Source organism: Microvirga brassicacearum (genome assembly GCF_008757455.1).
GTDB lineage: Bacteria > Pseudomonadota > Alphaproteobacteria > Rhizobiales > Beijerinckiaceae > Microvirga > Microvirga brassicacearum.
Map to the genome: position 1 here is coordinate 1 of NZ_VCMV01000078.1, position 26,100 is coordinate 26,100.

A 26,100-nucleotide genomic window follows, 5' to 3' on the forward strand; every position below is an offset into this window, starting at 1 on the left:
CCCGCCCATCCCGGCCCTTCCCCGAATAGGCGACCACTTCCGGCGCGCGATCCTTGCCCGACCCGACGATCAGGTCGAGCACTCCGTCCCCATCCACATCGCCCATGGCGACACTGACGCTTCCTTGATAGTTCGGAAAAGGAGTGACGGTGGCGAGGACTCGATCACCATTGCCGTCGAAGACACGGACTTCCGCGGCTTTGCCTTCGGCACCGGGAATTGCGACCGCGTAGGTCGAGATCGCCGGGATCACGTTGATGAGCGCCATCAGTCCGTTGTCTTCGTGATTGAGACGATGGCAATGCATCACGTAGAGCCCGTCGTAATCATCGAAACGGGTGCGGATTGCCAGGATGCCGGGCTCGATCACGCTCTCGTCGATCTGCATGGTCGGGGCCGGCGCGTTGGCGTTGTCTACGCCCCACTTCTCCGGGCCGGTCTTCAACCCCGTCGTGGGATCGTAATACTCCACGACCTGGAAATCGTTGACATGGATGTGGATTGGATGCTCGTCATTGTTGCTGTTGACGAAGCGCCATTCCTCGACCGAACCAAGCCGTGGTTGAATGAGAGGCATATTGGGAAATGCAGCTGCGTCGAAGGCATAGACGAACGCCTTCGGATCTGAAGTCGTCGCCAGATCGTTCAAAAAGCCGCCGGAAATCTTGATCTCACGCTTGACGTCCGGGGTGGTGCCGGAGAGCTCCACAAAAGACGTGTAGGCGCCAAGTGGCTGACCCTCGACGAAGGCGGTCGTCGTCCCCGCCCCCTCGGACGGAGTGGCTTTTGCCAGCAGCTGGGTGGGAAAGGCAAAGAAACCGTCGACGTAGCTCACCGCGGAAGGCGGCACGCTCAGGCTGCCCAGCACCGCCGGGGGATTCCCGGTGCCGTCATTGGTGTAGAGCACACCGGGTGCCGTGATCGTCTTTGCGCCACCACCGCGCGGCGGCATCTCAAGCACCAGATCACCTTGGGCGGGGATCGTCACCGCAATGGCGTATCGACTAGCCGGGGGAATGAGCAGGCGCGTGCCGTTCTCTGTCACCGGGTAATGCACCTCGGGATAGGGGTTCCCGTCCTGCCCGACGACGGCAATCTGCGGATGCCGGCCCGTGGCGGTTTCCGTCAGCTGGACGTTCATGTAGGCAAAGTCGCTGACGTTCGAGAGAACCCAGATCTCCGTCTGGCCCGCCTTGCTCCGGATCACGGGCTGGAACTGGCCGTTGACCGTGAACTGCACGTCCCGTCCGCTATCGGGAAGCGACGGATTCGCGGGTACATCCAGCTCCGCCTGGCCACCGGCCGCGGTGAAGCGCTGCAGGTTGCTCGGAATGGCCTGCAGGAGACCTCGGTCGTTTCTTATCGAAAGGGGTCCCGCGTACCAAACCGTGAAGAACTTCGATCCGACCGCGGACCTCGCGAAATTCACCGGCGCAAGCGACGGTCGATAAATCCCCTTCGCGAGTTCGTCGCCCTTCGGCGGAACGATCGAACTGACATACTGCGCCCAGTTCGCATTATTGAGCTGTGGCGCTCCACCTGCCCGATCGAACACGAAATTGTACTGGAGGAGCATATTGCGGACAGGGATGTTCTTCTCTGTCACGACAGGCAGATTGCCGTCAGTCCGTCCAATCGCAAGGAGGCCGACCAGGCCCCCATAGACTTGCGGCGCGGTCAGGGAGTGAAGGTGGCTGTGGTACCAGTAGGCTCCCTGCGGCATGTTTTGCGGAATGTCATACGTGTAAGTATTCGACATACCCGCAGGGATGTGGAGCATGACGTTATCGGCATTTCCCTTCGGACTGACGTGAATACCGTGAACATGAAGATTGAGCGGCGAATCCTTGAGTTGGATCGGATAGATCGGCACCGCTCCATCTTTGGCCGTGTATTGAGGGCTGAAATAATCCTCGATCGTCAGGCCGCTCAGGGCGTTGTCCAGGTGAACGATCAGCTTCTCGCCCGGAAAAACCTGCAACGTCGGGGCGGGATAAAGCCCCTTGCCCGTCACGTTGTTGTCGGAAGCAGTGCCCTGGATCAGCTCATAATCGAACAGAAGGAAGTTCTGGACGGGTTTGGCCGCCGTATCGAGGGCGACCTGGCCCTGACGCGCGGTCAGCCGAACCTCGAGAACACCATCCTTCGTCGCCAGCGTGATCGGCTCCCTGTAGTCGGGAGAAGCAGCGACCCTCGATGCTACGCGAGCATCCTGCGCATCCGCGCGCGAGATGGATCCAATCGCGATAGACAAGACAATCATGGCGCTGGCGATCAGCGGATGGAACAGACCGTCGAACGGTAGGGCGCGGTCAACTTGGGGATGCTGCATGAGTTTTCCGAACAATCGCCAGAGTTACGAATAAGAGAGACACGCGTCAGGGGCACGCGGCTCCAGTTTTCACCCAGGCCTCGACCAGGGCGCCGGCCTCTTTCTGAGTTCCCGGAGCGGGCTGACGACCGAATCCTGGCGCCCAGGCCCACCCTACAAGGGTGTCCGAACCGATATGCTCGATGAGGTCAGCCAGGGAGCGTCCACCATTCCGCTTGGGGTCCTTGATCTGGGCGCAAATCTGGGAAATCGTCTTGCCTTCCCAGGCCATCTCCGCAGGTGCGAGATGCCAGAGGGGGTGCCCCGGCATGCGGCCCGGATCAAAGTTTGTTTCCTGGTGACAGCTCGAGCATTGCATCGTGGCAAGCCCAAAACCATCCGGTCCCCGAGAAACGGGCGGTTCATGCAAGCGGCGGAGATCGCCCTGCCGCGGGCGATCGGTGGCCGGATGACAATTCGTGCATCGAGGATGAGTCAGGACCTTGCCAAGTTCGGTAAAAAATGCCGCCGAGCGTTGATCGGGATTTGAAATGGACCCAAAGCTCTCTGGGGCAGCCAGACTACCGGCCGCGGCCGGAGACTCCGCATGGACTGCGATGCCGACCGTCAGAATATTGCCTAGCGCCAGCGCCCACGCCAAAACAAGAACGGGAAGCATCCTCGCGGATTTCATCAGTCGACTCCCTGCGCCTGATCGCGCTCGTATGCTGTTCAAACCGCGGTCCCTTGCCGGTGCCGTCATCAGGTCAGATAGCGGCCTGGATCCGCGAGAATGACGTCGCGAACCGCCTGGTGGTATTTGACGTAACCGGTGCATCGGCAAAGGTGTCCGTCAAGCGCCTCCACGATGGCCTTCTCAAGATCCGCGCGGGATATCGGCTTTCTCTCGAGGCGCTCCAGGAATACTTGACCCTCGTTCAAGAACCCGGGAGTACAATAGCCGCACTGAAACGCAAAATGCTCGATGAAACCTTTTTGCAGAGCCGTGAGTTCGCCGTTGATCGCATGACCTTCGATCGTGCGGATCTTCTTGCCGTTGAAGCTCAGTGCCGGGATGACACATGTCGGCTTTGTGTGGCTCGTGCCGTCATCACCGTCGACGATCACCGCGCAGCTCAGGCATTGTGCGGCCCCACAGCCGAATTTCGTGCCGGTGAGACCGAGAACCTCGCGCAGAAAGTCGTTCATGGTCAGTTCGGCACGGACATCGATGGGACCGTAGAGGCGCCCGTTAATCGTTAGGGAAAGTGTCGTCACGCCAACACTCCCTTCAGCATTGCTTGCGTCACCGGCAGGGCATTGAAGCGATGACCGGTGGCGTCAAAGATTGCGTTCAAGAGCGCGGGAACGATCGGTATCATGACAACTTCCGCCATACCCTTCGGAGGCTCCTTCGGAGAGAAGGGTGGAAGGACCTCAATTTCGAGGTCGTGAAGAGGAAGGTCCGAGCCGCGCGCTATCAGATACTGACCGAGATTCCATTTCCCGTTTCCGGGTCCCTCCTCAAAGGGCGGCAACGTTTCCAAGAGCGCATATCCGACGCCCATCGCAAAGCCGCCCTGCGCCTGTCCGACAACCACCTCGGGGACGAGCACCTGGCCGCATTCGAGAACGCTATAAGCCTTCGCGATCCGGAGTACGCCGGTGGCGCGCTCGATCTCCACGCGGACGAGCGTGCCGCACAAGGACGAGAAGGCCGTTCCTATGCGGTTGTAATCGGCTGGCGGAAACGCAACCGCGCTGCGATCAAGACGCGTGAAGGCGGCACTCCCTAACTGTATAGCAAGCGCGTCGATATCGGCCGTCCATTCTTGGTCGCCAATGGCAAATGTCGCTTGTGACCACGCCCAGCGCGAAAACGCGTGCGCCATGGCGCCTGTCACGCCTTTTCGCGCGTGCGCCTTGGCGGCGATCGCCTTAAGCGGCAGAGGCGACAACCCCGACATGACGAGGTAGCCGTCCTGCCAAAAGGCCTCGTCCGATTGCTTCGACCGTGGATCGTTCGGCGCGATTCCCCAGAGGTCGAGCGCCGCAGGCCAGAGGCCGAAGCGAAATACGACCCTTGCAGCCTCCGCCGCAGCCTGTGTACCCACATGCGCGCCGATCGAAGCGCTCGTCGCGGAGCTAATAGCAGGAACCCAACCCGTGTCGCGTGCCGCCGTATCCTGCTCCTCTTGGCTAATCAAATAGGCGTCGCCTGACGTGAAGAGACCGAGTGCGTCGAAGACATCGACCTGCGCCACCGTGACTTCATCAGCGATACTGCCGAGATGAAGCGCGACGCGATTGGCCAGGGCCGTTCCAATTCCGTTGCCCATCTCGACTGCGTCGCTATGGATCGAGATACGACCCTCCGGATCGATAGACACCGTTCCGAGCGAACAGTCGGCACCGGTGCCATAGTCCTTCATTGAGCATGCCACGCCGGTACCGATCAGAACACCTGCCGGGGCACGCGCTTTTTCCTCGGCGCGCCGCTTCCAGATCGCATGACGGTCGAGCTTGTCGAGGATCTCGGGCGTGCGGACCGATACTGAATAGGGGTTTCCGGTCATCGTCCGACCGCCGACCTTGAGCGCATTGCGTCGCCGGAACTCGATCGGATCGAGTGGTAGCGCGGCCGCCGCTTCGTCGACGAGGACTTCCAGCGCCGTCATTGTCTGCAGCGTCCCGTATCCGCGCATCGATCCAGCGGTTACGCCGCGAGAGTGGACCGCAACGGTGGTCACGTCGACTTTGGGGACATCGTAAATGCCGGTCGCGCCGGTCGCACCCACCACCGCAACGCTGGTCGAATAGTTCATGAGACCGCCGCCATCGAGAACATGGTCCGCAGCAAAAGCGACGATCTTTCCCGTCGCACGGTCAATTCCGATCTCGCTGTGCATCTTGAATGGATGGCGTTTGATACCGCCCTGAAACTGTTGATAGCGATCATGCGCCAAGCGGACCGGGCGGCCCGGAAAGAACATTGCGGCGAGCGCCACGTAAAGCGGGAATGGGGTGTGATCACGCCCGCCGAAACCACCGCCGACATAGGCGAACTGTGCATCGATCCGGCTCGGCTTGTAGGCGTCGGCCGCCTCTCCCAGCAGGAACGCAATCGCGCTCCCGGCCTCGAAGGGCGACTGGACCCCGAGTACGAGCTTGAGGTCCTTGCTGGCGGAATCAAACCACGCTAGGCCCGCTTCCGGCTCAAGGAACATGGGATCGACGGATTGTGTTTCGAAGTCGCGAGCAAGCGTCAGGATGGAAGGATCCTTGCGCGCGAGAGCGGCGCGAATGTCCTCGCCATAGGTCGCGCCCTTAACGTATTCACCGCCCTTCGCGACGGGAAGCGGCTGCCAGATTGGCCGCCCTGAGCTTTCGAGAAAGCCTGGGCTGATCCAGCCTTCCTGAATAGGCGAATAGATATCGGGCGCGTCCGGCGTCGCACCGGCGACGCGGGTGAAGCGAAAGGCGGCGTAATTGGCACCGGGAACCGGACCGGTCTCGGCGCCAAACCTCAAGAAGTTGTCCTCTCGCAATGCGAGCCGCGCGCGATCGAACGCATCGAACGTGTCGAAGATGAGCAGTGCGACAGGCTGCCCGAGATAGAGCGGCGTCTTGCCGACAGGACAGAAGAGGTCCCCAGTATAGAATTCCGGGACGCGCGTCCCGATACGCTCAAGGTCTGCCGCTGTCACAACGACCGAAGGTGGGGCAAGCTTGCCCAACCGCTCCAGGTCAAGACCGGAATAGACGTGAGTGGCGTCCGCAGCGCGAACAAGCAGCGCGTGGGATGTCTCCCCCGGCCACCCTGGAAGATCCGCCGCGCGAAAGTCGGAGGCGTAGAGTTTGGCGCCCGTTGCCTTGGCTACACCGTCGACCCGGCCCGAAGCCGGCCTGCTGACGCCCCTGCCCGGCAATGTTTCATGCACAAGGAAGCCCAGGGTGTCTGCCAATGAAAGTCGAGAGATACCGAGCGTAATGCCGCTGGCGGTGACCCACTTCATCAACTCCCGCCGCGATGGACGCATCGTGTTATTCTCTTCACAAATCTCCGCGATTGGAGACTACACACATCAACACTCAAGCTTGGCAGAGGCGGCAGAGCGAGAAACCTAGAAGCACTGTGGAGCGCCGCGAACGATACAGCCGCGGGGTCTTAGCGTAGCGGATTTACACCTACCCTAGAGGAATTCATACCAAAGGATAGCCGTTTTTCGCGAGCTCGCCCTAGCCTTCGCCGAGGGAAAGTTGCCCGCCCTCACGTCGGCCCGATCGCAAGGTTGAACTGGCCTCGGCCTTGGCTCCCATCGCCTTGACGGGAATCCAACCGGCGCCAAGCGAGATGCCTCCGTCCCGAACAGGCCGAACGGAATGCCGCCTAGTCCCGTACCCAAGCAGATGAGGATTTTGGGTTTTCAGTCGACGGAGTCGACGTTCATGGAAGGTTTGACTACTCCTCGCGGAACGCCTTGTGAGATTGTCTGTCAGCGGTCTCGTCCGGTAGGATAAGACCGTTCGAAAGCCAGTTTGCACGAACGTCTCCACTGGCATGCCCGGCAGCAATTTCTCGGCGCCGAGACGATCCTCCTCGCCCTCGAGAAAGGCGATCCGAACCTGACGCCTAGCGGCTCCATAGGAGCGGAGCTTGTCGGTGATGATGCGCTTGGGCGGGATGCCTTTGCGTTCTCGTCAGCCGGACCAGCACGCGTTTGGCTGCCTTGGTATTGCGCCGGGTCTGGACGATTTCATCGAGCACGTGCCCCTCGTGATCGACTGCCCGCCACAGCCAATGCTTCTTTCCGGCGATGTTGATGACCACCTCATCCAGATGCCATCTGTCCCTACAGAGCCCAGTCCAGGCTTTCGCGCGCCAGCAGAACGTCAACGTTCTGGTGGAATTCGAGGATCTCGGCACCGCGGTCGAGCCAATCCTGGAGTGTGCTGAGCCCGGCCTGATCGCGGGTCAGAAACATCGTTCCGTTCACATCGAGTCCCGAATAAGCACCGGTCGCAATGAAGCTGCTGGTGATGAAAGCCTGCAGGTCGGCGGGAGCACTTTGTCCGACGATCGCCACGCGATCGCGTGCGAAATCGAATGTACTGTCGTCCGCGAGCACGTTGACGCCGCCGCCCGCCAGGACGAAGAGATCCCGCCCGGCGCCGGTGTGAAAGAGATTGCCGCCGCCACCGCCGATAAACACCGCACCGTCTCGATCGGTCAGGACATCCTTTCCGCCGCCCCCGGATAGGAGGTCCATTCCCGCGCCGCCGTCGAGACTGTCGGCGCCGGCTGCGCCAAAGAGCGCATCTCCGCCATCATCTCCGGCAATCCAGTCGCCAAGGGATCCGCCGCTGACATAATCGTCGCCAGATCCGGCATCGAACTGACGGCCGGTTTCATAGCCCGCCGCAATAGAAGCCGCATTGTCGCCAGGGAGGTTGACCCGATCGTTGCCTCCAAGGGCGGCATATTGCGCACCTTCCGTATAGTCGGACGGGCGCACCGTCGCGAAATCGATGACGTCGCGGTCTTCGCCAAACAGAGGCGTGGCGCCCAGAAGGGAACGAAGCGATGCGCCGTGGTAGATGAAGGATGCGCCCTCGGCTCCATTGTAGTCCTTGGCGCCCACGATAATATCGGACAGGCCGTCATTATCGACGTCGCCGGCCGACCAGAGCGAGAACCCAAAATGACCGCCTGCCTGATCGCCGTCGATGACGAGGGCCGGGTTTGCGGCCAAGCCCTGGGATCCGCCGAGATACAGGAAGACCTGCCCGGCCCCAGCCAGCGTTCCGGTCGAATCCGTTACCGCCGCAAGAGGTGCGCCAACAATGACGTCGTCGAAGCCGTCGCCGTTGATGTCGCCGGCGGAAGCGACATAGTTGCCAAAGAAGCTGCCGGCGTTGGGCCCGAACGCCGTCCAAGAGGCGGTTGCGGACAGGCCCGTCGCCGAGCCGAGATAAAGGTAGGCCGCGCCCTCCTTCTGACGCGAACCGGGCGCGTCATGAAGACGGGCTCCAATGATGACGTCGTCGAAGCCATCGCCATTCACGTCGCCGGCGGACGCGACGCTGCGTCCGAAATCAGCGCCGGAATCCGGGCTGTCCGCTTGCCAATCGGCGGTGGTCGACAAGCCTTGGGCGGATCCGAGCCAGACCGAGACCCGCCCCGCCTCTCCGCTTCCGGTATCGTATTTTGGTGCGCCACCGATCAGATCGGCGAAGCCGTCTCCGTTCACATCTCCCGCCGTGGCCGCCCCTCAACCGAGGCCGGCACCAGCGTCGTCGCTGACGACGAACCAGTCATGGTGGGTGCTCAGACCGGTCGCGGAGCCGAGATAGACCGCTAAGCCACCGGCATCGATATGCGCTGGATCCAAAGGGCTGTCGTGAAAATAAGCCGAGACGACAACGTCATCGAAGCCATCGCCGTTGACGTCTCCCGCCGTTCCGACAGCCCGACCGAACCGATCGCCAAGTTGCGGGCTCTGCACCTCCCAATCGGGCGTCGCGGAAGGCCCCGTCGGAGACCCGAGATACACATAAGCCTTGGGTCGGAAATCGCCGTCGTCGGGGCTGTCGGCAAACGTCGGACCTCCGACAATGATGTCGGCAAAACCGTCGCCGTTCACATCGCCCGCACCGCGGACGGCGCGGCCGAAATGCCAGCCCACAAGGTTGCTTTCCCCTCGCCACAGAGGAGCGCTCTCGACGCCGCTCGAGCCACCCCGGTACACAAACGCCGCGCCCTCGGCAGATTCGTTCCCGTCCCAAAGGTAGGCGCCGACAATGACATCGTCGAAACCGTCTCCATCGACATCGCCTGCGCCCGCGACCTCGACGCCAAACTCAGCGCGCGGTTGACCAATTCTTCCGAGCCAGTTCGCTGTGATGCGCATGGTCCACCCTGAAATCGGGAAAAGGGACGCGAGAGACGCAACACAAGTGAACTACGGAATTGTAGAGCAGGCGTCATGTACAATCGAGGTGACATCAATGATCTGCCCGGAGAGATATTGGCCATAGGTTTTCGAGCCGTCCATTTCTATTATGACTTACTCAAGAGAGGACGAGCGCCGACTGGGAGGTAATGCGCATCGACCCCAGCGGCTCCCTAGGGTTGCCATCACGCACCAGCATCTCGAAATGCTGAGCGAGTGACAACGGGAGATGCGCATGATCTCAAAACCCTTGAGGGTGGCATAAGCTGTTTTCATCCTCTGCCGCGCGTGGGCCGGATGACGCGCTTGAGCGCTCGTGATCCGCCTCGATGATATTGTTGAGATACTTCGAGGCCTGGTGCTCAATAGCATCCCGCAGATGGCCGTCTCGTTGCAGACGCCGGATTGCCTTGGGATAGAAGGCCAGTTTGTCGGTCGCTATGGACGACGGCGGATATTTGCTCATCGTCTTTACCGCTTTGCGCTGGAACCGATAAGCCGCGCTGGTGGTTCGCCGATCCGACAACATGAAGTCGATCAACCGGCCGTGCCCGTCGACAGCCCGGGAAAGATATTTCCACATGTCACCTACGCGGACGTATGTCTCGTCAACGCGCCACGAGCCGGACCGATATCCCTGACATCGGCGGACACGCTTCTCAAGTTCTGGTGCGTAGCGCTGCACCCAACGGTAGATCGTGCTCGGTAAATTTCGACACCACGCTCCCGCATCATCTCAGCCAGGTAGCGAAAGCTGATCCCATATTTGCAGTACCGGCGGACGCACATCAGAATGATAGCTACTGGAAAGCGGCGGCGCCTGAATATCGACAACAGAGCGACTCCTCAACTGGCCGCTCCGGGTTACTCGCACCGGTTAACGCACCAATCCCGCTTCAGCCGCAGGTGTCAACACCGCGCCTGCAAGACCGGACCTCAGCCGTCGTCCTCTGTTTAGTTATTGTATACGTTGTGCATGTTTCTTGAGTACAATTTCCGGTTTCCTGCTTCGCTAGGGGACTCAGCAGCCGTTCAAGAGGACGAACAGTATCGTCCCGATTCAGGCCAGAAGCGGGTAAAATTGCACCGAGCGACCAAGAATCGTTCAAATCTGCACTAGCGGTCAGGCAGAACTTGTGTGCATGATCTCACTATATCGCATACATCTATGTACACAGAGTGACCGCGACCATGGCCCGAACCAGCCTATTGATCGTGAATGGCAATACCAACCGCTCGCTGACGCTGCGGTTGAACGATCGGGCGCGCATGCTGTTGCATCCCGAGAGGGAGATTGTCTCCGCGACTGCACTGTCCGGCAGCAACTACATCACGACCCGGGCTGACGCCGTGATCGCGGCCCAGGCGATCGTCGAGACGATCGCGGCGGAGATGAGGCGCCTGTCGCCTCGAACCTACGATGCTTGTGTGCTCGCATGCTTCGGCGAGCCCGGAATCGGCGCCGCACGGGAAATATTTCCTTTCCCGATCATCGGCATGGCCGAGGCCTCGATTCTGTCGGCACTGCAATTAGGTGAGCGTTTTGCCATCGTGACCGTGGGTGAGCGCTGGCCGGGCATGCTGCGTGAACTGATGCGCCAACAGGGACTCGGCGAGCGCTGTTGCGGCATTCTGGGGTTGGCCGGTCACGCGCTGGACTTTGTATCTCAGCCGACAGAGGCGCGAGTTGCTGTGCGCGAGGCTGTCGATCGTGCGGTCCGCGAGCACGGAGCCGATGTCGTCGTCATCGGCGGTGCGGCGTTGGCGGGTTTCGCGGACGAACTGCAACCGTCCTTTGACGTCCCGCTCATCTGTTCCTTCACGGCGGCGCTTGCTCAGGCCGAGGCCCTTGCCACGATTCGATGCACGGCTCTTCACGCAGCGACGCATTTCCCTATGCACCAGCCGGATCAAGAAGCTGGGCAGACCGGTCACTACGGGTGATCGCCACCAGAGAAGACAACAAGACCAGAGGAGAACGAGGATGAATTCGCTAAACAGGATGCTGACAGCGACGGCAGCCATACTGATCTTGTCGACGGCCGCGACCTCCGTTTCGGCCCAGACCCTGAAATGGGGTGCGGCGCGAGACATCGATTCGGTCGATCCCTATGCTTTCGGCAGCACTTTCACGCTGGCCTTCCTGAACCATGTCTATGAAGGGCTGGTGCGTTACGATGAAAATCTCAAGATTCAGCCGGCGCTGGCGGAATCCTGGGCGATCGTTCAGCCGACCGTGTGGCGTTTCAAGCTGCGCAAGGGCGTTAAATTTCAGAACGGCAACGACTTCACCGCCGATGACGTGATCGCGTCCCTGAAGCGCATCAGCCACGACACCTCGCCGCTCAAAGGCAACCTGCCTGCCTACAAGAACGCCACGAAGATCGACGACCATACGGTCGATCTCGAGCTCAACTCGGCCTATCCGCTGCTGCTCAACGACCTTACGAACGTCTTCATATTCGACAAGGAATGGCTCGTCGCCAACAACAGCGAATTGCCGACCGACGTCGCAAAAGGGGTCGAGGGTTACGCCACCCACAATGCAAATGGGACTGGGCCCTTCAAACTCGAGTCCCGCCGTGCCGACGCAAAGACCGTGCTGGTGGTGAACCCAAACTGGTGGGACAAGCCGAAGCACAATCTCACCCGTATCGAATTTACGCCCATCGCCTCGGCACCGACCCGGGTCGCGGCTCTCATTTCCGGAGATATCGGGTTCACGGAATCGGCGCCGTTGCAGGACCTTCAGCGCCTGCAGAGCGCTCCCGATGTCAAGGTCCGGCTCTCGACCGAGCTGCGTACGGTATTCTTCGCCCTCAACTTCAAGGACAAGCTCGTCGAGTCCGACGTGAAGGACAAGAACCCTTTGAGGGACAAGCGGGTTCGCCAAGCCCTGTACCAGGGGTTGGCCATGGACCAGATGCAGAAGCGCGCGTTGCGCGGTCTGTCGCGCAATACCGGCGCAATGATTGCCCCGGTGATCCCTGGCTACACCCCGGACATGGATGAGCGTCTCCCGTTCGATGCGGACAAGGCGAAGAAGCTGCTCGCCGATGCCGGCTATCCGAACGGCTTTTCCCTATCCCTGGTCTGCTCGACCGATTCCTACGTCAACGAGGAGGAGATCTGTCAATCGGCCGCCGCCATGTGGGCGCGGATCGGCGTCAAGGCCAACCTCAATTCGGGCCCGCGCAGCATCCAGAACCCCAAGCGCGTCAAAGGTGAATTCGATATCACCACGCTCGGCTGGGCGAATGAGCCGATGATCGACGCCTATTCGATCCTGGTCCAGGTCATGCACAGCAAGACAGGCTCGGCCGGTGTCTTCAACTGGGGCAACTGGGGCAATGCTCGGATCGACGAACTCACCGACAGGTCTGCCAATGAGCTCGATCCCGAGAAACGCATCCCGATGATGAGCGAGGCGCTGAAGATCGCCCGCGACGACATCATGTTCCTGCCGCTGCATCAGCAGCCGATGGCCTGGGCGACGCGCGCCGATGTCAGCGACGTGGTGCAGCTTTCGGACAACAAGCCGAGGCATTGGCTGACCCGCATGAAGTAACGCTCTTGCCCTCCGGACCTGTTCCATAAGGCAGGGTCGGAGGGCTCCACGGGAGGACCGTTGATGCTGGCCTTTATTCTTCGACGCATCGCCAACGCCGCCGTCGTGATGCTGACGGTCGCGCTCATCGCCTTCATCATCTTCCGCTTCATCGGCGATCCGGTGGAGATGATGCTCAACGAGCAGGCGACGCAGATGCAACGTGATGCCTTGCGCGAACGCCTCGGCCTCAATTCGTCCGCGGTGATGCAGTTCGCAAAATTTGTCACCAATGCCGTGCAGGGTGATTTCGGAATTTCCTACCGAAACCAACAGGACGTCTTCACGCTTATCATGGAGCGCTTTCCGGCAACGCTCGAACTCGTGCTGGTCGCCACCATCCTTTCGTTGGCTCTCGGCATTCCTTTCGGCGTCATCACCGCCATCCACCGAAACTCCATGCTCGCTCAAGGGCTGCAGTTTCTCTCCATCGTCGGCATTTCGCTGCCGAGCTTCGCACTCGGAATCCTGCTCATCCTGGTCTTCTCGGTGCAGCTTGGCCTCCTTCCCGGTTTTGGACGCGGCGAGGTGGTCGATCTCGGCTTCTGGGAGACGGGCCTGCTCACGACCTCCGGCCTCAAGGCGCTGATCCTTCCGAGCATCACACTCGCCCTGTTCCAGATCACGCTGGTGATGCGACTCGTGCGGGCCGAGATGCTGGAGACGCTCAGGACCGATTTCATCAAGTTTGCACGCGCGCGCGGGCTGCCGAACCGTATCGTGCACTTTCGCCATGCGCTTCGAAATTGTCTCATGCCGGTCATCACCGTCACAGGCATGCAGATTGGAAATCTGATCGCGTTCGCGCTCATCACGGAGACGGTATTTCAGTGGCCCGGCATGGGACTTCTGTTCATTCAGGCCGTCACATTCGTCGATATTCCGGTGATGGCGGCCTATCTCGTCATTGTTTCGTTCATTTTCGTGGCGCTGAACACGGTGGTCGACATGCTCTACGTCGTGATCGATCCGCGTCTGCGTACGCAATCCACTGCTGGAGGCGGCCATGGAGCCTAAGTCGATGACGACACCCCTCGCCTTCGCCGACAAGGCCAGCTTCCTGGCGCGCCTGCGCGATAGCGATCTCTGGTGGGGGCTAAAGCGCAGCCCGCTGGCGCTTGGCTCGGGGGTCATGCTGATGGTGGTCGTGCTTCTCGCCATCCTCGCTCCGCTGATCGCGCCGCAAAATCCCTACGATCTTGCGCAGCTCGATCTGATGAACAGCGAGTTGCCCCCTGCCTGGCTGTCCGACGGCATGGCCACATATCCGCTCGGTACCGATAATCAGGGGCGCGATGTTCTGTCGGCCATTCTCTATGGTTCTCGCATCTCGCTCATCATCGGCGCCGCGACGGTAATCGTGTCGCTGTCGATCGGCATTCTGGTGGGGCTTTCTGCCGGATATTTCGGAGGCTGGGTCGACAATTTCCTGATGCGGATCGGCGACACGCTGCTTAGCATTCCGACCATCCTCGTCGCGATTCTGGTGACGGCGGTGTTCCGGCAATTGCTGCCGATCGGCCTGCGCGAGACATTCTCCGCCGTCATTCTCGTGCTTGCGATCTCGATGACAAACTGGGTCCAGTATGCACGGATGGTGCGCGCATCGACGCTGGTGGAGCGACGCAAGGAATATGTCCAGGCTGCCCGCCTGATCGGCGTGAAGCCGTTGCGGATCATGCTCGGGCACATCCTGCCCAACACGCTGACGCCGATCTTTGTCACCGCGACCCTCAATCTCGGTCTCGCCATCCTGATCGAAGCGACGCTGAGCTTCCTCGGCATCGGCATGCCGCCGACGGAGCCCTCGCTGGGCACGCTCATCCGCATCGGCAACCAATATCTGTTTTCGGGCCAATGGTGGGTCGTCGTCTTTCCCGCCGCCTATCTCAGTCTCGTCGTGCTTGCCGTAAACCTTCTGGGAGACTGGCTGCGCGACGCGTTCAATCCAAAGCTGCAATGATCACGAGGATCCCATGATGCAAACGAACGCGCTCTTCACCAATGTCAGACCAGCCGGCGCGGCGGCAACCAATGTCCTCGTCCGCGACGGACGCATCGCGTCGATCGGAACGGCTGCCAATGCCGAGGGTGCCGACGTGGTCGATGGCGGCGGCGCGTTGATGCTGCCCGGTCTTGTCGAGGCGCATACCCATCTCGACAAGACGGTCTACGGCATGGGGTGGTATCGCAACGAGGTCGGGCCGCGGCTGATCGACAAGATCGACAACGAGCGGGCGCAGAAGAAGATCCTCGGCATCGATCCCGCCCGCCAATCCGCGCGTCAGATCGTGCTCTCGGTCGGCCACGGCACGACGCATATCCGAACCCATGTCGACGTCGATACCGAGATCGGTCTGTCCGGAATCGAAGGCGTGATGGCGACCCGCGAGCGCTATCGCGACATCGTCGACGTCGAGATCGTCGCCTTTCCTCAGAGTGGCATGCTGGTGCGTCCGGGAACGGTCGAGTTGATGGAGGAGGCGCTGCGCATGGGGGCCGAAGTGGTCGGCGGGCTTGATCCCTCCGGCATGGACCGCGACCCCAAGGGCCATCTCGATGTGATCTTCGGTCTGGCGCAGCGCTATGGCCGTCCCGTCGATATCCATCTGCACGAGGCCGGCGAACTCGGGGCATTTGCCACCGAGCTGACCATCGAGCGCACGAAGGCGCTCGGAATGCAGGGCAAAGTCACCCTCAGCCATGCCTTCTGCCTGGGCATGCCCGATCCTGTTGCCGTCGGCGCGTTGATCGATGGGCTGCGGGACGCGGGCATCCACATCATGACGACGGCCCCGGCCTCGCGCCCTGCGCCGCCGGTGAAGCGTCTCGTCGAGGCGGGGATCACAGTGTGCGCCGGGTCGGACGGCATCCGCGACACGTGGGGTCCCTATGGCAACGGCGACATGCTGGAGCGCGCCATGCTCATCGGATTGCGCAACAATTTCCGCCGCGACGACGAGTTGGAGCTGGCGCTCGACATCTGCACCTATGGCGGCGCCAAGGTGATGGCGCTTGATGGATACGGACTGAAGCCCGGCTGCAGAGCTGATTTCGTTCTCGTCGACGCGGAAACCATCGCAGAGGCGGTGGCCGGCCGGCCGCAACGCAAGCTCGTGGTGAAGAACGGTCGCGTCTCCGCCCGCAACGGCGTGGCGACGATGGAGGCTCCCTGATGACGCGCCCGGTCCCCCTGCCCCTCGGCCGCGTCGACGGACCGGTGCTCGTGACCGCGCGGTGGGTCGTCGGCCATGATGCCGGCGGTCATCGCCTGCTCGACCGCGGCGAAGTGGTGTTCGACGGCGACAGAATCATCTTCGTCGGGCACGACTACGGGGGCGAGGTGGCGCGTCGGATCGATTTCGGCGACGCGCTGATCGGGCCCGGCTTCATCGATCTCGATGCGCTGTCGGATCTCGACACGACGATCCTCGGTTATGACAACCAGCCGTCCTGGGAAAAGGGGCGCATCTGGCCGAAGACCTATATGGATCGCGGGCCGTATGAGATGTACACGCCCGACGAGTTGGCGTTCCAGAAACGCTACGCCTTCGCCCAGCTCATTCGCAACGGCATCACGACGGCGCTTCCGATCGCGTCGTTATTCTATCGCGAGTGGGGCGAGACCTGGGGCGAATTCGAGGCGGCAGCGGCAGCCGCAGGAGACCTTGGCCTGCGCGTTTATCTCGGACCGGCCTATCGCACCGGCAACACCTTCGTCGAGGATGACGGGCGCATCGCGTTCCACTACGATGAGGCGCGTGGCCTCGCCGGGCTTGATGAAGCGATCCGCTTCTGTCGGACATTCGAGGGGCAGCATCACGGTCTGGTGCGCTCCATGCTGGCGCCCGACCGCATCGAAACCTGCACGAGCGAACTGCTGACGCGTTCAGCGGCTGCGGCGCGCGACCTCGACGTGCCGATCCGCCTGCATTGCTGCCAGTCGAAGTTCGAATACGATGCGGTGCTGCACCAACATGGCATGAGTCCTCCCGAATGGCTGCAGAGCCTCGGCTTCCTGTCAGAGCGGGCCCTGCTCCCACACGGCACCTATGTCTCCGGATCGAGCCGCATCGATCGACCGGGCCGCGACCTCGAACTCATTCGGGACGCGGGCGCCAGCATCGTGCATTGTCCGCTGGTTTCGGCCCGCCACGGCAGCACGATCGAGTCGTTTTCCCGGTATCGCGCCATGGGCCTGAAGGTCGGCCTCGGCACCGACACCTGGCCCGCCGACATGGTGCTGAACATGCAGGTCGGCATGATGCTGTGCCGCGTCGCCGACGCTTCGACGCAGACGGTCCGCTCCGAGCATTACTACGATGCGGCGACCATCGGCGGTGCCGATGCGCTGCGCCGCCCCGACCTGGGCCGGCTGATGCCGGGAGCCAAGGCGGATCTTGTCGTCTTCGACCTCGGCCACGATCGCATCGGGCAGGTGATCGATCCGGTGCAGACCCTGATGATCAGCGGCTCGGGACGCGACGTGAACACGGTCGTGATCGACGGCCGCTTCGTCATGGCGGACGGCGTCATCCCCGGCTTCGACGCAGCCGCGGCGCAGGCGCGCGCGCAAGAACAGTTCGATCGGCTGGTCTCACGTTATCCCGAGCGGACGTGGAAACATCCGCCGGTCGAGGAGATCTTCTCGTCGAGCTATCCCCGTTTGGCCCCCAGGACAGCGAGCACGGCATGACCTATCACGATCCGTCAGCTTCGGTTTTTGCGCCCCCGCCTTCGACTGATCGGGCCGTCCTCGAAGTCCGTGATGTGCGCGTCGAGTTTCCGACTCGCCGCGGCACGCTCGTCGCAACAGACGGCGTATCGTTCGATATTGCGCCCGGCGAGATCCTCGGGATGGTAGGTGAATCCGGCGCGGGCAAGTCCCTGACCGGCATGGCCATCATCGGCCTCCTCGATCCGCCTGGACGGCTCGCGGCGGGCGAGATCAGGCTCGAAGGCACGCGCATCGACGATCTGCCGCCACGCAAGCGCCAGCTGATCCGCGGCCGCAAGATCGGCGCGATCTTCCAGGACCCGCTGACGAGCCTCCATCCGCTCTTCACCGTGGGAGCGCAACTGACCGAAACGATCTGCTTTCATCTCGGCGTTTCCGCCAAAGAGGGCCGGATGCGGGCGCTGACTCTGCTCAAGGAGGTGGGGATCCCGGCTGCCGACGAGCGCGTCGATCACTATCCCCATCAGTTTTCCGGCGGCATGCGGCAACGCGTCGTCATCGCGCTCGCACTCGCAGCCAATCCCTGTCTCGTTGTCGCCGACGAACCGACAACGGCTCTCGACGTCTCGATCCAGGCCCAGATCACGGCGCTTCTGAAGCGCCTGTGCAGGGAACACGGCACGGCTGTTCTCCTCGTGACCCATGACATGGGCGTCATCGCCGAGACGGCCGATCGCGTCGCCGTCATGTATGCTGGCCGTATCGTCGAGATCGGCCCGGTGCTCGACATCATTCGCAATCCCCGCCATCCCTACACGCGCGGGCTCATGCGTTCGATCCCCGGGCTCCGCCAGCGCGCGGAGCGGCTCAGCCAGATCGAGGGGGCAATGCCTCGCCTCCATGCCATGCCCGATGGATGCGCCTTCCATCCACGCTGCCCGGATGCAGGCCCGCGATGCGGCATCGCCCGCCCCGACCTCGCACCCGTGTCGGGCGCAACCACATCCGCGGCCTGCTGGCTGCATCAAGGAGGAGTGAGCCATGCTGCCGGCCGGTGATCGACCTCTGCTCGTCGTCAAGGATCTCGCCTGCTGGTTCGACATCTCGGCCCCGCTCCTGAACCGGGTGTTGGAAGGTCGGTCGCGCCTGCTGCTCAAGGCCGTGGACGGCGTCAGCTTCTCGGTCGACCGCAGCCGCACATTGAGCATCGTCGGCGAGTCCGGCTGCGGCAAGTCGACGATCGCTCGTCTGCTCGTCGGACTGAACCGACCGACGAGCGGCAGCATCGTATTCGGTGAGGGCGCGCAGGGCGCCTTGCGAATCCAGATGATTTTTCAGGATCCCTATGCCAGCCTCAATCCACGCTGGCGTGTGAGCGATATCATCGCCGAACCGATCCGGACCTTGAAGCTGCGGCTGGATGCGGCATCGACCCAAAAGCGTGTCGATGAACTCCTGCTGCTCGTCGGATTGTCCCCCGCCGACGGCAGGAAATTTCCGCATGAGTTCTCGGGCGGCCAACGCCAGCGCATCTCGATCGCGCGGGCTCTCGCGACCGAAGCGGAGTTTTTGGTTTGCGACGAACCGACATCTGCCCTCGATGTCTCCGTGCAAGCCCAGATTCTCAATCTGATGCGTGAGCTGCAATCCGAGTTCGGCCTCACCTACGTTTTCATCAGCCACAATCTCTCGGTCGTCCGACACATGTCGGACCGTGTCGCCGTGATGTATCTGGGCCGTCTGGTGGAGGAGGCAGATGCGGAAACGCTCTTTGCCAATCCGCGCCATCCCTATACGCGCCTGCTGCTGGAGACGATTCCGGATGTCGAGGCGCCCAATCGCCAGCGCCAGCCGCTGGGAGGCGAAGTTCCGAGCCCGATCGACCCACCGCCAGGCTGCACCTTTCACCCGCGCTGCCCCCTTGCGCGCGACAAATGCCGTGCCGAGCGGCCGGAATTGCGTGAAACGGCAGACGGTGCCCGGGTCGCCTGCTTCGCTCTGGACTGGGCCGACGCTCTGGCGGGCCGCCCGGTCGAAGCGGTTCCCGGTACGTAACAAGCCAATCGGGCGTGCAGGCGAGAAGCCGCATCACAGGACGGTTGAGCCGGGAAAGCCCGCTCACACCATGCGCATTCCCTCGGAGCCGAGGCGGTTTTCGAGCATGGCGGCAATTCGCGCTCGATATGCACGCCGCCATCTCGGTCGAGGTCAAAGGCCATCAGGCTCGCCATGGTGAGACCAACGACTTTCGAGCCGCCTCGCCCGCCGCGATAAGGTAGTCGGTGATGAACAGGCTGTGTTGCAGCACCTTGGTTAGGATCGGGACGCCATGACAAATGCTTCGATGGCTGACCTATCGAAGCATTTCTGCGAGACTCTTCGGCTTCGTATCGCTGAGCGTCAGGTCAAGACCTGCAAGAAGGTCGACCAAATGGCTGTTCATGAGGTCGGACGCCTTCTGTGGCTGATGGTCGGCAATCGCATCGACCAGCTGGTGGTGGGCGTGGCTTTCGCATGTCGTTTCATGCCGGCGCCAGTAGAGTGCGATGATGAGAGACGAGCGGGACACGAGGTCGGTGACAAATTCCGTCAGGATGGAATGATCCGCAATGGTCGCCACCGCCACGTGAAACCGTGCGGAAAGGATGATTGCCTTGCTGTCATTGCCGGTCCGGACGGCCTCGTGCTCATCCTCAAGATGGCGGCGCAATCCCGCGACATCGGCTGGCTTAGCGATTTCCGCAGCGAGGGCCGCGACCCGGGGTTCGATCAGTGCCCTGGCTTCGAAGACCTCTCGCGCCTCCTTCTTCGACGGCTGGGCGACAAAGGCGCCCCGGTTTGGTTCGATCTTGACCAGACGATCATGGGCCAGTCCCTGAAGGGCCGACCGAACGATCGTACGGCTCACCGAATAGATCGTTGCCAGTTCGTCTTCCGGCAGTTTTGTGCCCGGCACGAGCCGGTGGGACAGGATAGCCTCCTTCAGCGCGGTATAAACCGCGGGCCACCGAAGAGGCGGTTTCGTCCCTGACGGAGATGTCGTCTTGCTAGGCTGCATCGCCACTGCTTTCATGTGCCGTTTGTTGCCGGCGGCGCCAATTCGCCGTCGCTTGCCCTATCGTTGTTCCCGGCCGGAGAAAAGCGCGCGAACCCACCTGAATACCGCTTTGCCCGTGGCATCGCGTAACCGCCGGACTTGGAGGTCTTGAGACCAAGCGCGACGAGGCTCTCCGCGAGCTTGACAGCGCATACCACACCATCGAGGACCGGAACATCGTGCGCGTGCGAGAGCGCGGAGGCGAGATCCGCCATGCCGGCGCAGCCGAGCACAATCGCTTCGGCACGATCGTCGCGGATTGCCAAGCGGATCTCGTCGGAGATGCGCTGATGGGCGTCCGACCCGACCGCCTCAAGGTTGAGCACTGGTACGTTAGCGGCGCGCACCCTAGCACAGCGTGATGCAAGTCCGTAACGGGCCAGATTGTGCTCAATCGCGGGCACTGAACGCGGCAAAGTCGTGACGACGCTAAACCGACCCGCGAGAAGGGTGGCCATATGGAAGGCCGCCTCACCGATCCCGATCACCGGCGCGTCGGTGATGCAGCGCGCCGCGTCGAGCCCAGTGTCGTCGAAGCAGGCGATGACGTAAGCGTCAATGCCGCGCGCTTTGCAGATCGCGTCGATGAGGCCGGGGACTGAGAAAGCCTCATCGAAATAGCCCTCGATGCTTGGAGGACCGAAATCCGGATTGACGGCGACGATTTCGGTGCCGCTTGAGGCGGCGGCGGCGGCAGCCGCTCCGATCTTGTCGGTCATCGCGGCCGTCGTGTTCGGATTGACGACAAGTATGCGCATGGCGTTCTCCTTCCGTTCCTACAGTTCGCCGCCGAGGTAGAGATGCCGGACGCGCTCGTCGTTCAGTATCTCCGATGACCTCCCGGAGAGGGCGATCCTGCCGGTTGAAAGTGCGTAGGCGCGTTGGGAAATCCGCAGCGCCATGCGGGAATTCTGCTCGACGAGGAGCACGCTCACTTTCGCGTCGCGGTTGATGGCCACGATGGACCGGGCGATAGCCTGGACGAGTTTCGGCGCGAGGCCGAGGGATGGCTCATCGAGCAGCAGCAGGCGCGGTCTGGCCATGAGCGCGCGGCCAATCACCAGCATCTGCTGCTCGCCACCGCTCATGGTTCCCGCAGCCTGCGAATAGCGTTCCTTGAGACGAGGGAAGCGATCGAGGACCATGTCGAGCGTCGCGGTGATGCCGGTCCGGTCGATACGCGTGAAGGCTCCCATCAGAAGATTGTCCTTGACCGACATGTAAGGGAAGACGCGCCGGCCTTCCGGCACCATTGCGATACCCATCCTGACGATCTCGTCCGGCTCGCGAGCGTCAATGCGCTCGCCCTGATAGACGATTTCACCCGACCTGATCCGCTTCAACCCGGTGATCGCCCGCAGTACCGACGACTTGCCGGCACCGTTTGCCCCGATCAAGGCGACCGTCTCGCCTTCGTCCATGTCGAGCGACACACCCTTCAGGGCATGGACATTGTCATAGTATAGTTCGACGTCGCTGAAGGTCAGAAGCTTGTCCACGCCTCAAATTCCGATCGATTCGTCTTCGACGCCAAGATAGGCTTCGATGACCTTCTGGTTCTGCTGGATCTCGGCAGGGGTTCCTTCGGCGATCTTCTCGCCGAAGTTCAACACCACGATCCGATCGGAAATCTGCATGACCGCGGGCATGTCATGCTCGACCAGGAGCACGGTGACACCGCGCCGGCGCACACCGAGCACGATCTCGACCGCCCGCATTGTCTCGTCATGGTTCATGCCCGCAAAGGGCTCGTCGAGGAGGAGGACCGTGGGATTCGTCGCGAGGCCGATCGCGATGCCGAGCGCCCGAAGATGCCCGTGTGGCAGTGTCACAGCCGGGTCGTTCCTGATTCCGTCGAGGCCGAGAAACGCGAGGATCTCGTCAGCGGAACGGCCGAACTCCGCCTCGTCCCGCCGGGCGACCGATGACGCGAAATAGTAGCCGAGAAGGCTCGCGTTTGCGCGGAGTTGATGGGCGATGATGACGTTTTCGCGCACCGTCATGCCCTTGAAGATCGTCGTCTCCTGAAACGTCCGGACGACCCCCCTGCGGGCAACGACGTGGGGTGCGAGTCCCGAGATACGCTCGCCCCTGAAGCGCACTTCGCCGGCAGTCGGCCGCAGGAAGGAAGATGCGAGCTTGAATAGCGTGGACTTGCCGGCTCCATTCGGCCCAATGATCGAGAGGATTTCGCCCTCGCGCACCGAGAACGACACGTCGCTCACGGCGACAAGTCCTCCGAACTGCTTGGTCAGCCTGGAAATCTGCAGGAGATCGTCCATCGCCTCACCCCTTGGATCGTCGAAAGAGGCGAAGGCTGAGGAGGCCGTTCGGCAGGATCAACATCAGAGCGATGAGAACCGAAGAGAAGATCAGGAGCTGCAACCGGCCGGTCTGGAAGAGGAGGTCCCAGCCAAAATAAAGGAGAAAGGTGCCCAGAATCGGCCCGAACACATAACCGAGGCCGCCGAGGAAGCAGTTCAGCATGAAGTTGATGGAGTCGGTGATGGTAAAGCTCGACGGATAGATCGATTGCGAGATGGCGACGAACATCGCCCCGCCAAGACCGCCAAGAAGGGATGAGACCGCATAGATGACGACGCGCAGATAGGCGACGTTGACACCGATCGAAGAGGCAAGCTCCTCGTTCTGCTGCAGCGACAGGCAGAGCCGGCCCACACGGGAATGGACCAGCCGATAGAGCCCGGCGTAGCAGATCACCATCAACACGACAGAGATCAAGTAGAAGGTCAGTCGGGGATTGGCGAGCGTGGCAAAATCCGGAATGAGCGTGACGCCGAATAGCGTGGTCGAACCGGGAAGTGGGATGTTGACGAGACCCTTGGCGCCATTCGTCACGGGCAGGGCGAGCGCCAGGAGCCGCGCGACTTCGGTCAGCACGAGCGTCACCATCGCGAAGTACACGCCGCGCAGCCGCAGGATGGGCAGGCCGATCAGGATGCTTGCGACGGCGCAGAAAAGACCCGCGAGAGGCAGAGTCAGCCAGAACGGTACGCCATAGGTGACGACAAGGATGGCCGAGACATAGCCACCCATCAGCGCAAAGGCGGCCTGACCGATGTTGATACGCCCGATGTAGAATGTGAGCCAGACGCCGCCGCTCGCAATGGCGAGCAGAGCGACCGATGTGAGCGTGTAGTAGAGATCCAAGCGTCGCGTGACCGTGATCAGCCAAGGGACCGCGACGAGCGTTACGAGGAGAAATGCCAAGGCCGAGAAAAGCTTTGATGTCGACGACATGCGCTCACCCCCAAGGCTTGCCCATCAACCCATTTGGACGAATGCTCAGGAACACCATCAGGGCCGCGAAGATGACCAGATAAGTGATATCGCCGTAGGCATGGAGGACGCTCAGCCCGACCGACTCGATCATACCCAGGATGAAACCGCCCGCGATCGCTCCGCCCACGACTCCGGCGCCCCCGATCATGACCATCAAGAAGGCCTTGATCGAGATCGGTCCGCCGATGCCCGAATTAACGCCTGTGATCGCGACGAGGAGACCACCGACAACGCCTGCGAGCATGGCGCCGAGGGCAAAACCGATCATCGAGTAACGATCGACGCGCACGCCCATCAGCTGGGCGGCGACGCGGTCTTGTGCCAGCGCGCGCATTGCCCGTCCGGGCTTGCTGAACTGCATGAACAGCATGAAGGCGCCGATGAAGAGGACGGCGAGCGCGCCAATCAGCAGCCGGTCATAAGGCATGATCAGCGCGTCCGACACGAACACGCCGTTGACAATCTTCGGCACGCCCCGCTGCTTCTCGCCGAAGAGGAGCAGGATTACCGCGTCGAGAAAGTAGGCGACTGCGGCCGCGAGCAGCATCGTGCTCTCCTCGCGGACACTTCGCCGGATCACCGTCCGGAACAGGAGCTTCTCGATAAGGGCGCCGATGACGCCGAGGGTCACTCCCGATGCCAGAAGCGCTACGATGAAGGGCAGGCCGAGCTGTCCATAGGCGGTGTAGGTAATGAACCCGCCGAGCACGTACATCTGTCCGTGCGCAAAATTCAGAACGTTCATCAGTGCGAAGATAAGGGTCAGCCCGAGGGCGATCAGCGCGTATTGCGCCCCAAGATACACCCCGTTTGCGATCACCTGTGCCATGGAAAAAATCCGACCGAGCGGGCTCAGCGTCGACGCGGAGCCCGCTCAACCACGAGGGCCCGGAATGGAGTCAGTCGACTTCGCCAACGAACAGCGTCTTGAACTTTCCGTCGCTGTATTCGTTCACCACCATTGGCACGGCCACCTGGCGCTTCTGGCCGAATGAGGTCGAACCGACATATCTCAGCTTGTTGTCCCCAATCATGAAGGGGTTCGGAGCGGAGAACGAATCCATTGTCCTCTTGAATTCCTCGACGTTGTCAATCGCCTTCGGGTTCGCCTTCAGCGTCTCGAGGATGTATTCGAGTGCGTAGACCTTGGTGTTTGACTCGTCGTTGTATTCGCCAAACATCTTGGTGTAGCGGTCGATGAACTCGTTCATCGCTGGCGAGCGGATTTCCGGCGTCGAGGCACCGCCAACCGAGATGAATCCGTTAGCGAGTTCGCCCGCGCCTTCTTGCAACACCTTGGCGTCCTGAGCCGTCTCGGTCGAGATGAGTCCCTTGTAGCCGAGCTCCCGTGCGGCGCGGATAAGAAGCGGCGCGTTCGCGGGCGCGACGCCGGAGAGAACGAGAAGGTCCGGCTTCAATTTTACGATCGGAGTTAGCACCGGCGTGAAGTCCCGCGTGTCGTTCTGGTAAGTGTCCTTCTCGGCGACAACTTGCAGGCCGAGCGCCTTGGCTGCGGCCACGCCGCTGTCACGTTGACTGAGAGGATCGGATTCATTCGCCGCAACGAATGCGACTGTCTTTACGCCCCTCTTATCCTTCAAATACTTGTAAATCGCTGGTCCCGACTGGTAGCTCGCAATCATGCCGAGCACCGCATTCGATGCCGGTGTCACATAGAGCTCTTTCGGAAAGGCGTAGGGGAAGTAGATAATCCCGGCCTTCTCGGCGACTGGGCGCACCGCGGCCGCACCGTCATCAACGTTCGGGCCAACCACGTAATGGATACCTTCCTGCGCCATCTTTTCCATACCGGCGATGGCGCGCTTCGGGTCCTTCTGGTCGTCGAATGAAACAATGTTAATGTCGTAAGTCGTGTCGCCGATCTTGACGCCGCCGGTCTCGTTCAGCCATGCGGCTCGGGTCTGCATCGAGCGAACATTCGACGTGCCCCACGCTGCCGCTGGCCCGCTGGTCACGCCGACAAATCCGATTTTCAGTTCCTTATTGGCTGCCTCAGCCTGGGATATCTCGCCCGCTATAACAGCAAGGATAGATGCCGCCACGAGCGCGATTGCTTTAGTTGCCATTCGCCTAGTGCTCATTGCTCTTCCCTCCGTCCGGTCGCTCGACCTCTTTATAACTGTGTCGGGC

General features: G+C 61.6%; 22 protein-coding genes and 2 pseudogenes. 8 read left to right on the forward strand and 16 right to left on the reverse strand.

The window, feature by feature from the left end:
- The 9 genes and pseudogenes from FEZ63_RS23990 to FEZ63_RS24025 all read right to left on the reverse strand — a co-directional run.
- Positions 1-2,332: multicopper oxidase domain-containing protein (locus tag FEZ63_RS23990; RefSeq protein ID WP_244622968.1), on the reverse strand; the 2,332-nt coding region annotated here is incomplete at its 3' end.
- A 46-nt stretch (positions 2,333-2,378) separates the two neighbouring features.
- Entirely contained in the window at positions 2,379-3,005 is a 627-nt protein-coding gene (locus FEZ63_RS26095) for an Isoquinoline 1-oxidoreductase subunit (RefSeq protein WP_150949830.1), read from the reverse strand.
- A gap of 68 nt (positions 3,006-3,073) precedes the next feature.
- Positions 3,074-3,589, reverse strand: coding sequence for a (2Fe-2S)-binding protein (locus FEZ63_RS24000; RefSeq protein WP_150949832.1), 516 nt, complete (start codon positions 3,587-3,589; stop codon positions 3,074-3,076).
- Positions 3,586-6,351, reverse strand: coding sequence for a xanthine dehydrogenase family protein molybdopterin-binding subunit (locus FEZ63_RS24005; protein WP_150949833.1), 2,766 nt, complete (start codon positions 6,349-6,351; stop codon positions 3,586-3,588). Before FEZ63_RS24005 ends, FEZ63_RS24000 begins: the two co-directional genes overlap by 4 nt.
- A gap of 583 nt (positions 6,352-6,934) precedes the next feature.
- Positions 6,935-7,166 (reverse strand): annotated as a pseudogene (locus FEZ63_RS24010) (DDE-type integrase/transposase/recombinase); the annotation flags it as partial.
- Positions 7,165-8,457 carry an FG-GAP-like repeat-containing protein gene (locus FEZ63_RS26000; RefSeq protein ID WP_338042250.1) on the reverse strand — a complete coding sequence of 431 codons (1,293 nt, stop codon included), beginning with the start codon at positions 8,455-8,457 and terminating at the stop codon, positions 7,165-7,167. The gene FEZ63_RS26000 and the pseudogene FEZ63_RS24010, both read right to left, overlap by 2 nt.
- Before the next feature lie 30 nt (positions 8,458-8,487).
- Positions 8,488-8,568, reverse strand: a pseudogene (locus FEZ63_RS26100) (hypothetical protein); the annotation flags it as partial.
- A 15-nt stretch (positions 8,569-8,583) separates the two neighbouring features.
- Positions 8,584-9,222 carry an integrin alpha gene (locus tag FEZ63_RS24020; RefSeq protein WP_150949837.1) on the reverse strand — a complete coding sequence of 213 codons (639 nt, stop codon included), beginning with the start codon at positions 9,220-9,222 and terminating at the stop codon, positions 8,584-8,586.
- A gap of 283 nt (positions 9,223-9,505) precedes the next feature.
- A complete protein-coding gene (locus tag FEZ63_RS24025; RefSeq protein ID WP_244622969.1) occupies positions 9,506-9,949 on the reverse strand; it encodes an IS6 family transposase in 444 nt (147 codons plus the stop codon).
- Between the two features lie 506 nt (positions 9,950-10,455).
- Between FEZ63_RS24025 and FEZ63_RS24030 the strand changes: the two genes are divergently transcribed.
- The 8 genes from FEZ63_RS24030 to FEZ63_RS24065 all read left to right on the forward strand — a co-directional run bounded on the left by FEZ63_RS24030 (position 10,456) and on the right by FEZ63_RS24065 (position 19,604).
- Positions 10,456-11,208, forward strand: a complete 753-nt coding sequence (locus FEZ63_RS24030) for an aspartate/glutamate racemase family protein (RefSeq protein WP_201274278.1) — start codon at positions 10,456-10,458, stop codon at positions 11,206-11,208.
- A gap of 40 nt (positions 11,209-11,248) precedes the next feature.
- Positions 11,249-12,832, forward strand: a complete 1,584-nt coding sequence (locus FEZ63_RS24035) for an ABC transporter substrate-binding protein (RefSeq protein WP_150949839.1) — start codon at positions 11,249-11,251, stop codon at positions 12,830-12,832.
- A 63-nt stretch (positions 12,833-12,895) separates the two neighbouring features.
- Entirely contained in the window at positions 12,896-13,888 is a 993-nt protein-coding gene (locus tag FEZ63_RS24040) for an ABC transporter permease (protein WP_150949841.1), read from the forward strand.
- Positions 13,889-13,892: 4 nt separating this feature from the next.
- On the forward strand, positions 13,893-14,834 hold the full coding sequence (locus FEZ63_RS24045; protein WP_150949843.1) for an ABC transporter permease: 942 nt from the start codon (positions 13,893-13,895) through the stop codon (positions 14,832-14,834).
- A gap of 16 nt (positions 14,835-14,850) precedes the next feature.
- Entirely contained in the window at positions 14,851-16,047 is a 1,197-nt protein-coding gene (locus FEZ63_RS24050) for an amidohydrolase family protein (protein ID WP_150949883.1), read from the forward strand.
- Positions 16,047-17,567, forward strand: a complete 1,521-nt coding sequence (locus FEZ63_RS24055) for an amidohydrolase family protein (protein WP_150949846.1) — start codon at positions 16,047-16,049, stop codon at positions 17,565-17,567. The genes FEZ63_RS24050 and FEZ63_RS24055 overlap by 1 nt, the downstream gene beginning before the upstream one ends.
- The gene (locus FEZ63_RS24060) at positions 17,564-18,607 is read left to right on the forward strand and encodes an ABC transporter ATP-binding protein (protein WP_150949848.1); all 1,044 of its coding nucleotides are present in this window, start codon (positions 17,564-17,566) and stop codon (positions 18,605-18,607) included. The genes FEZ63_RS24055 and FEZ63_RS24060 overlap by 4 nt, the downstream gene beginning before the upstream one ends.
- On the forward strand, positions 18,591-19,604 hold the full coding sequence (locus FEZ63_RS24065) for an ABC transporter ATP-binding protein (RefSeq protein ID WP_150949850.1): 1,014 nt from the start codon (positions 18,591-18,593) through the stop codon (positions 19,602-19,604). The genes FEZ63_RS24060 and FEZ63_RS24065 overlap by 17 nt, the downstream gene beginning before the upstream one ends.
- A 298-nt stretch (positions 19,605-19,902) precedes the next feature.
- On the opposite strand, the gene FEZ63_RS24070 is transcribed toward FEZ63_RS24065, so the two are convergent.
- From FEZ63_RS24070 to FEZ63_RS24100, 7 genes are all read right to left on the reverse strand, one after another.
- Entirely contained in the window at positions 19,903-20,607 is a 705-nt protein-coding gene (locus tag FEZ63_RS24070; RefSeq protein ID WP_150949853.1) for a GntR family transcriptional regulator, read from the reverse strand.
- An 11-nt stretch (positions 20,608-20,618) separates the two neighbouring features.
- Positions 20,619-21,404: an aspartate/glutamate racemase family protein gene (locus FEZ63_RS24075; RefSeq protein WP_150949855.1), complete on the reverse strand. Its 786-nt coding sequence runs from the start codon at positions 21,402-21,404 to the stop codon at positions 20,619-20,621.
- Between the two features lie 18 nt (positions 21,405-21,422).
- Positions 21,423-22,145, reverse strand: coding sequence for an ABC transporter ATP-binding protein (locus FEZ63_RS24080; RefSeq protein WP_150949857.1), 723 nt, complete (start codon positions 22,143-22,145; stop codon positions 21,423-21,425).
- A 3-nt stretch (positions 22,146-22,148) separates the two neighbouring features.
- Positions 22,149-22,928, reverse strand: a complete 780-nt coding sequence (locus FEZ63_RS24085) for an ABC transporter ATP-binding protein (protein WP_150949859.1) — start codon at positions 22,926-22,928, stop codon at positions 22,149-22,151.
- A gap of 4 nt (positions 22,929-22,932) precedes the next feature.
- A complete protein-coding gene (locus FEZ63_RS24090) occupies positions 22,933-23,907 on the reverse strand; it encodes a branched-chain amino acid ABC transporter permease (protein WP_150949861.1) in 975 nt (324 codons plus the stop codon).
- A gap of 4 nt (positions 23,908-23,911) precedes the next feature.
- Positions 23,912-24,778, reverse strand: a complete 867-nt coding sequence (locus FEZ63_RS24095; protein WP_150949862.1) for a branched-chain amino acid ABC transporter permease — start codon at positions 24,776-24,778, stop codon at positions 23,912-23,914.
- Positions 24,779-24,848: 70 nt separating this feature from the next.
- Positions 24,849-26,036, reverse strand: coding sequence for an ABC transporter substrate-binding protein (locus tag FEZ63_RS24100; protein ID WP_244622970.1), 1,188 nt, complete (start codon positions 26,034-26,036; stop codon positions 24,849-24,851).
- Between the last annotated feature and the right edge of the window lie 64 nt (positions 26,037-26,100).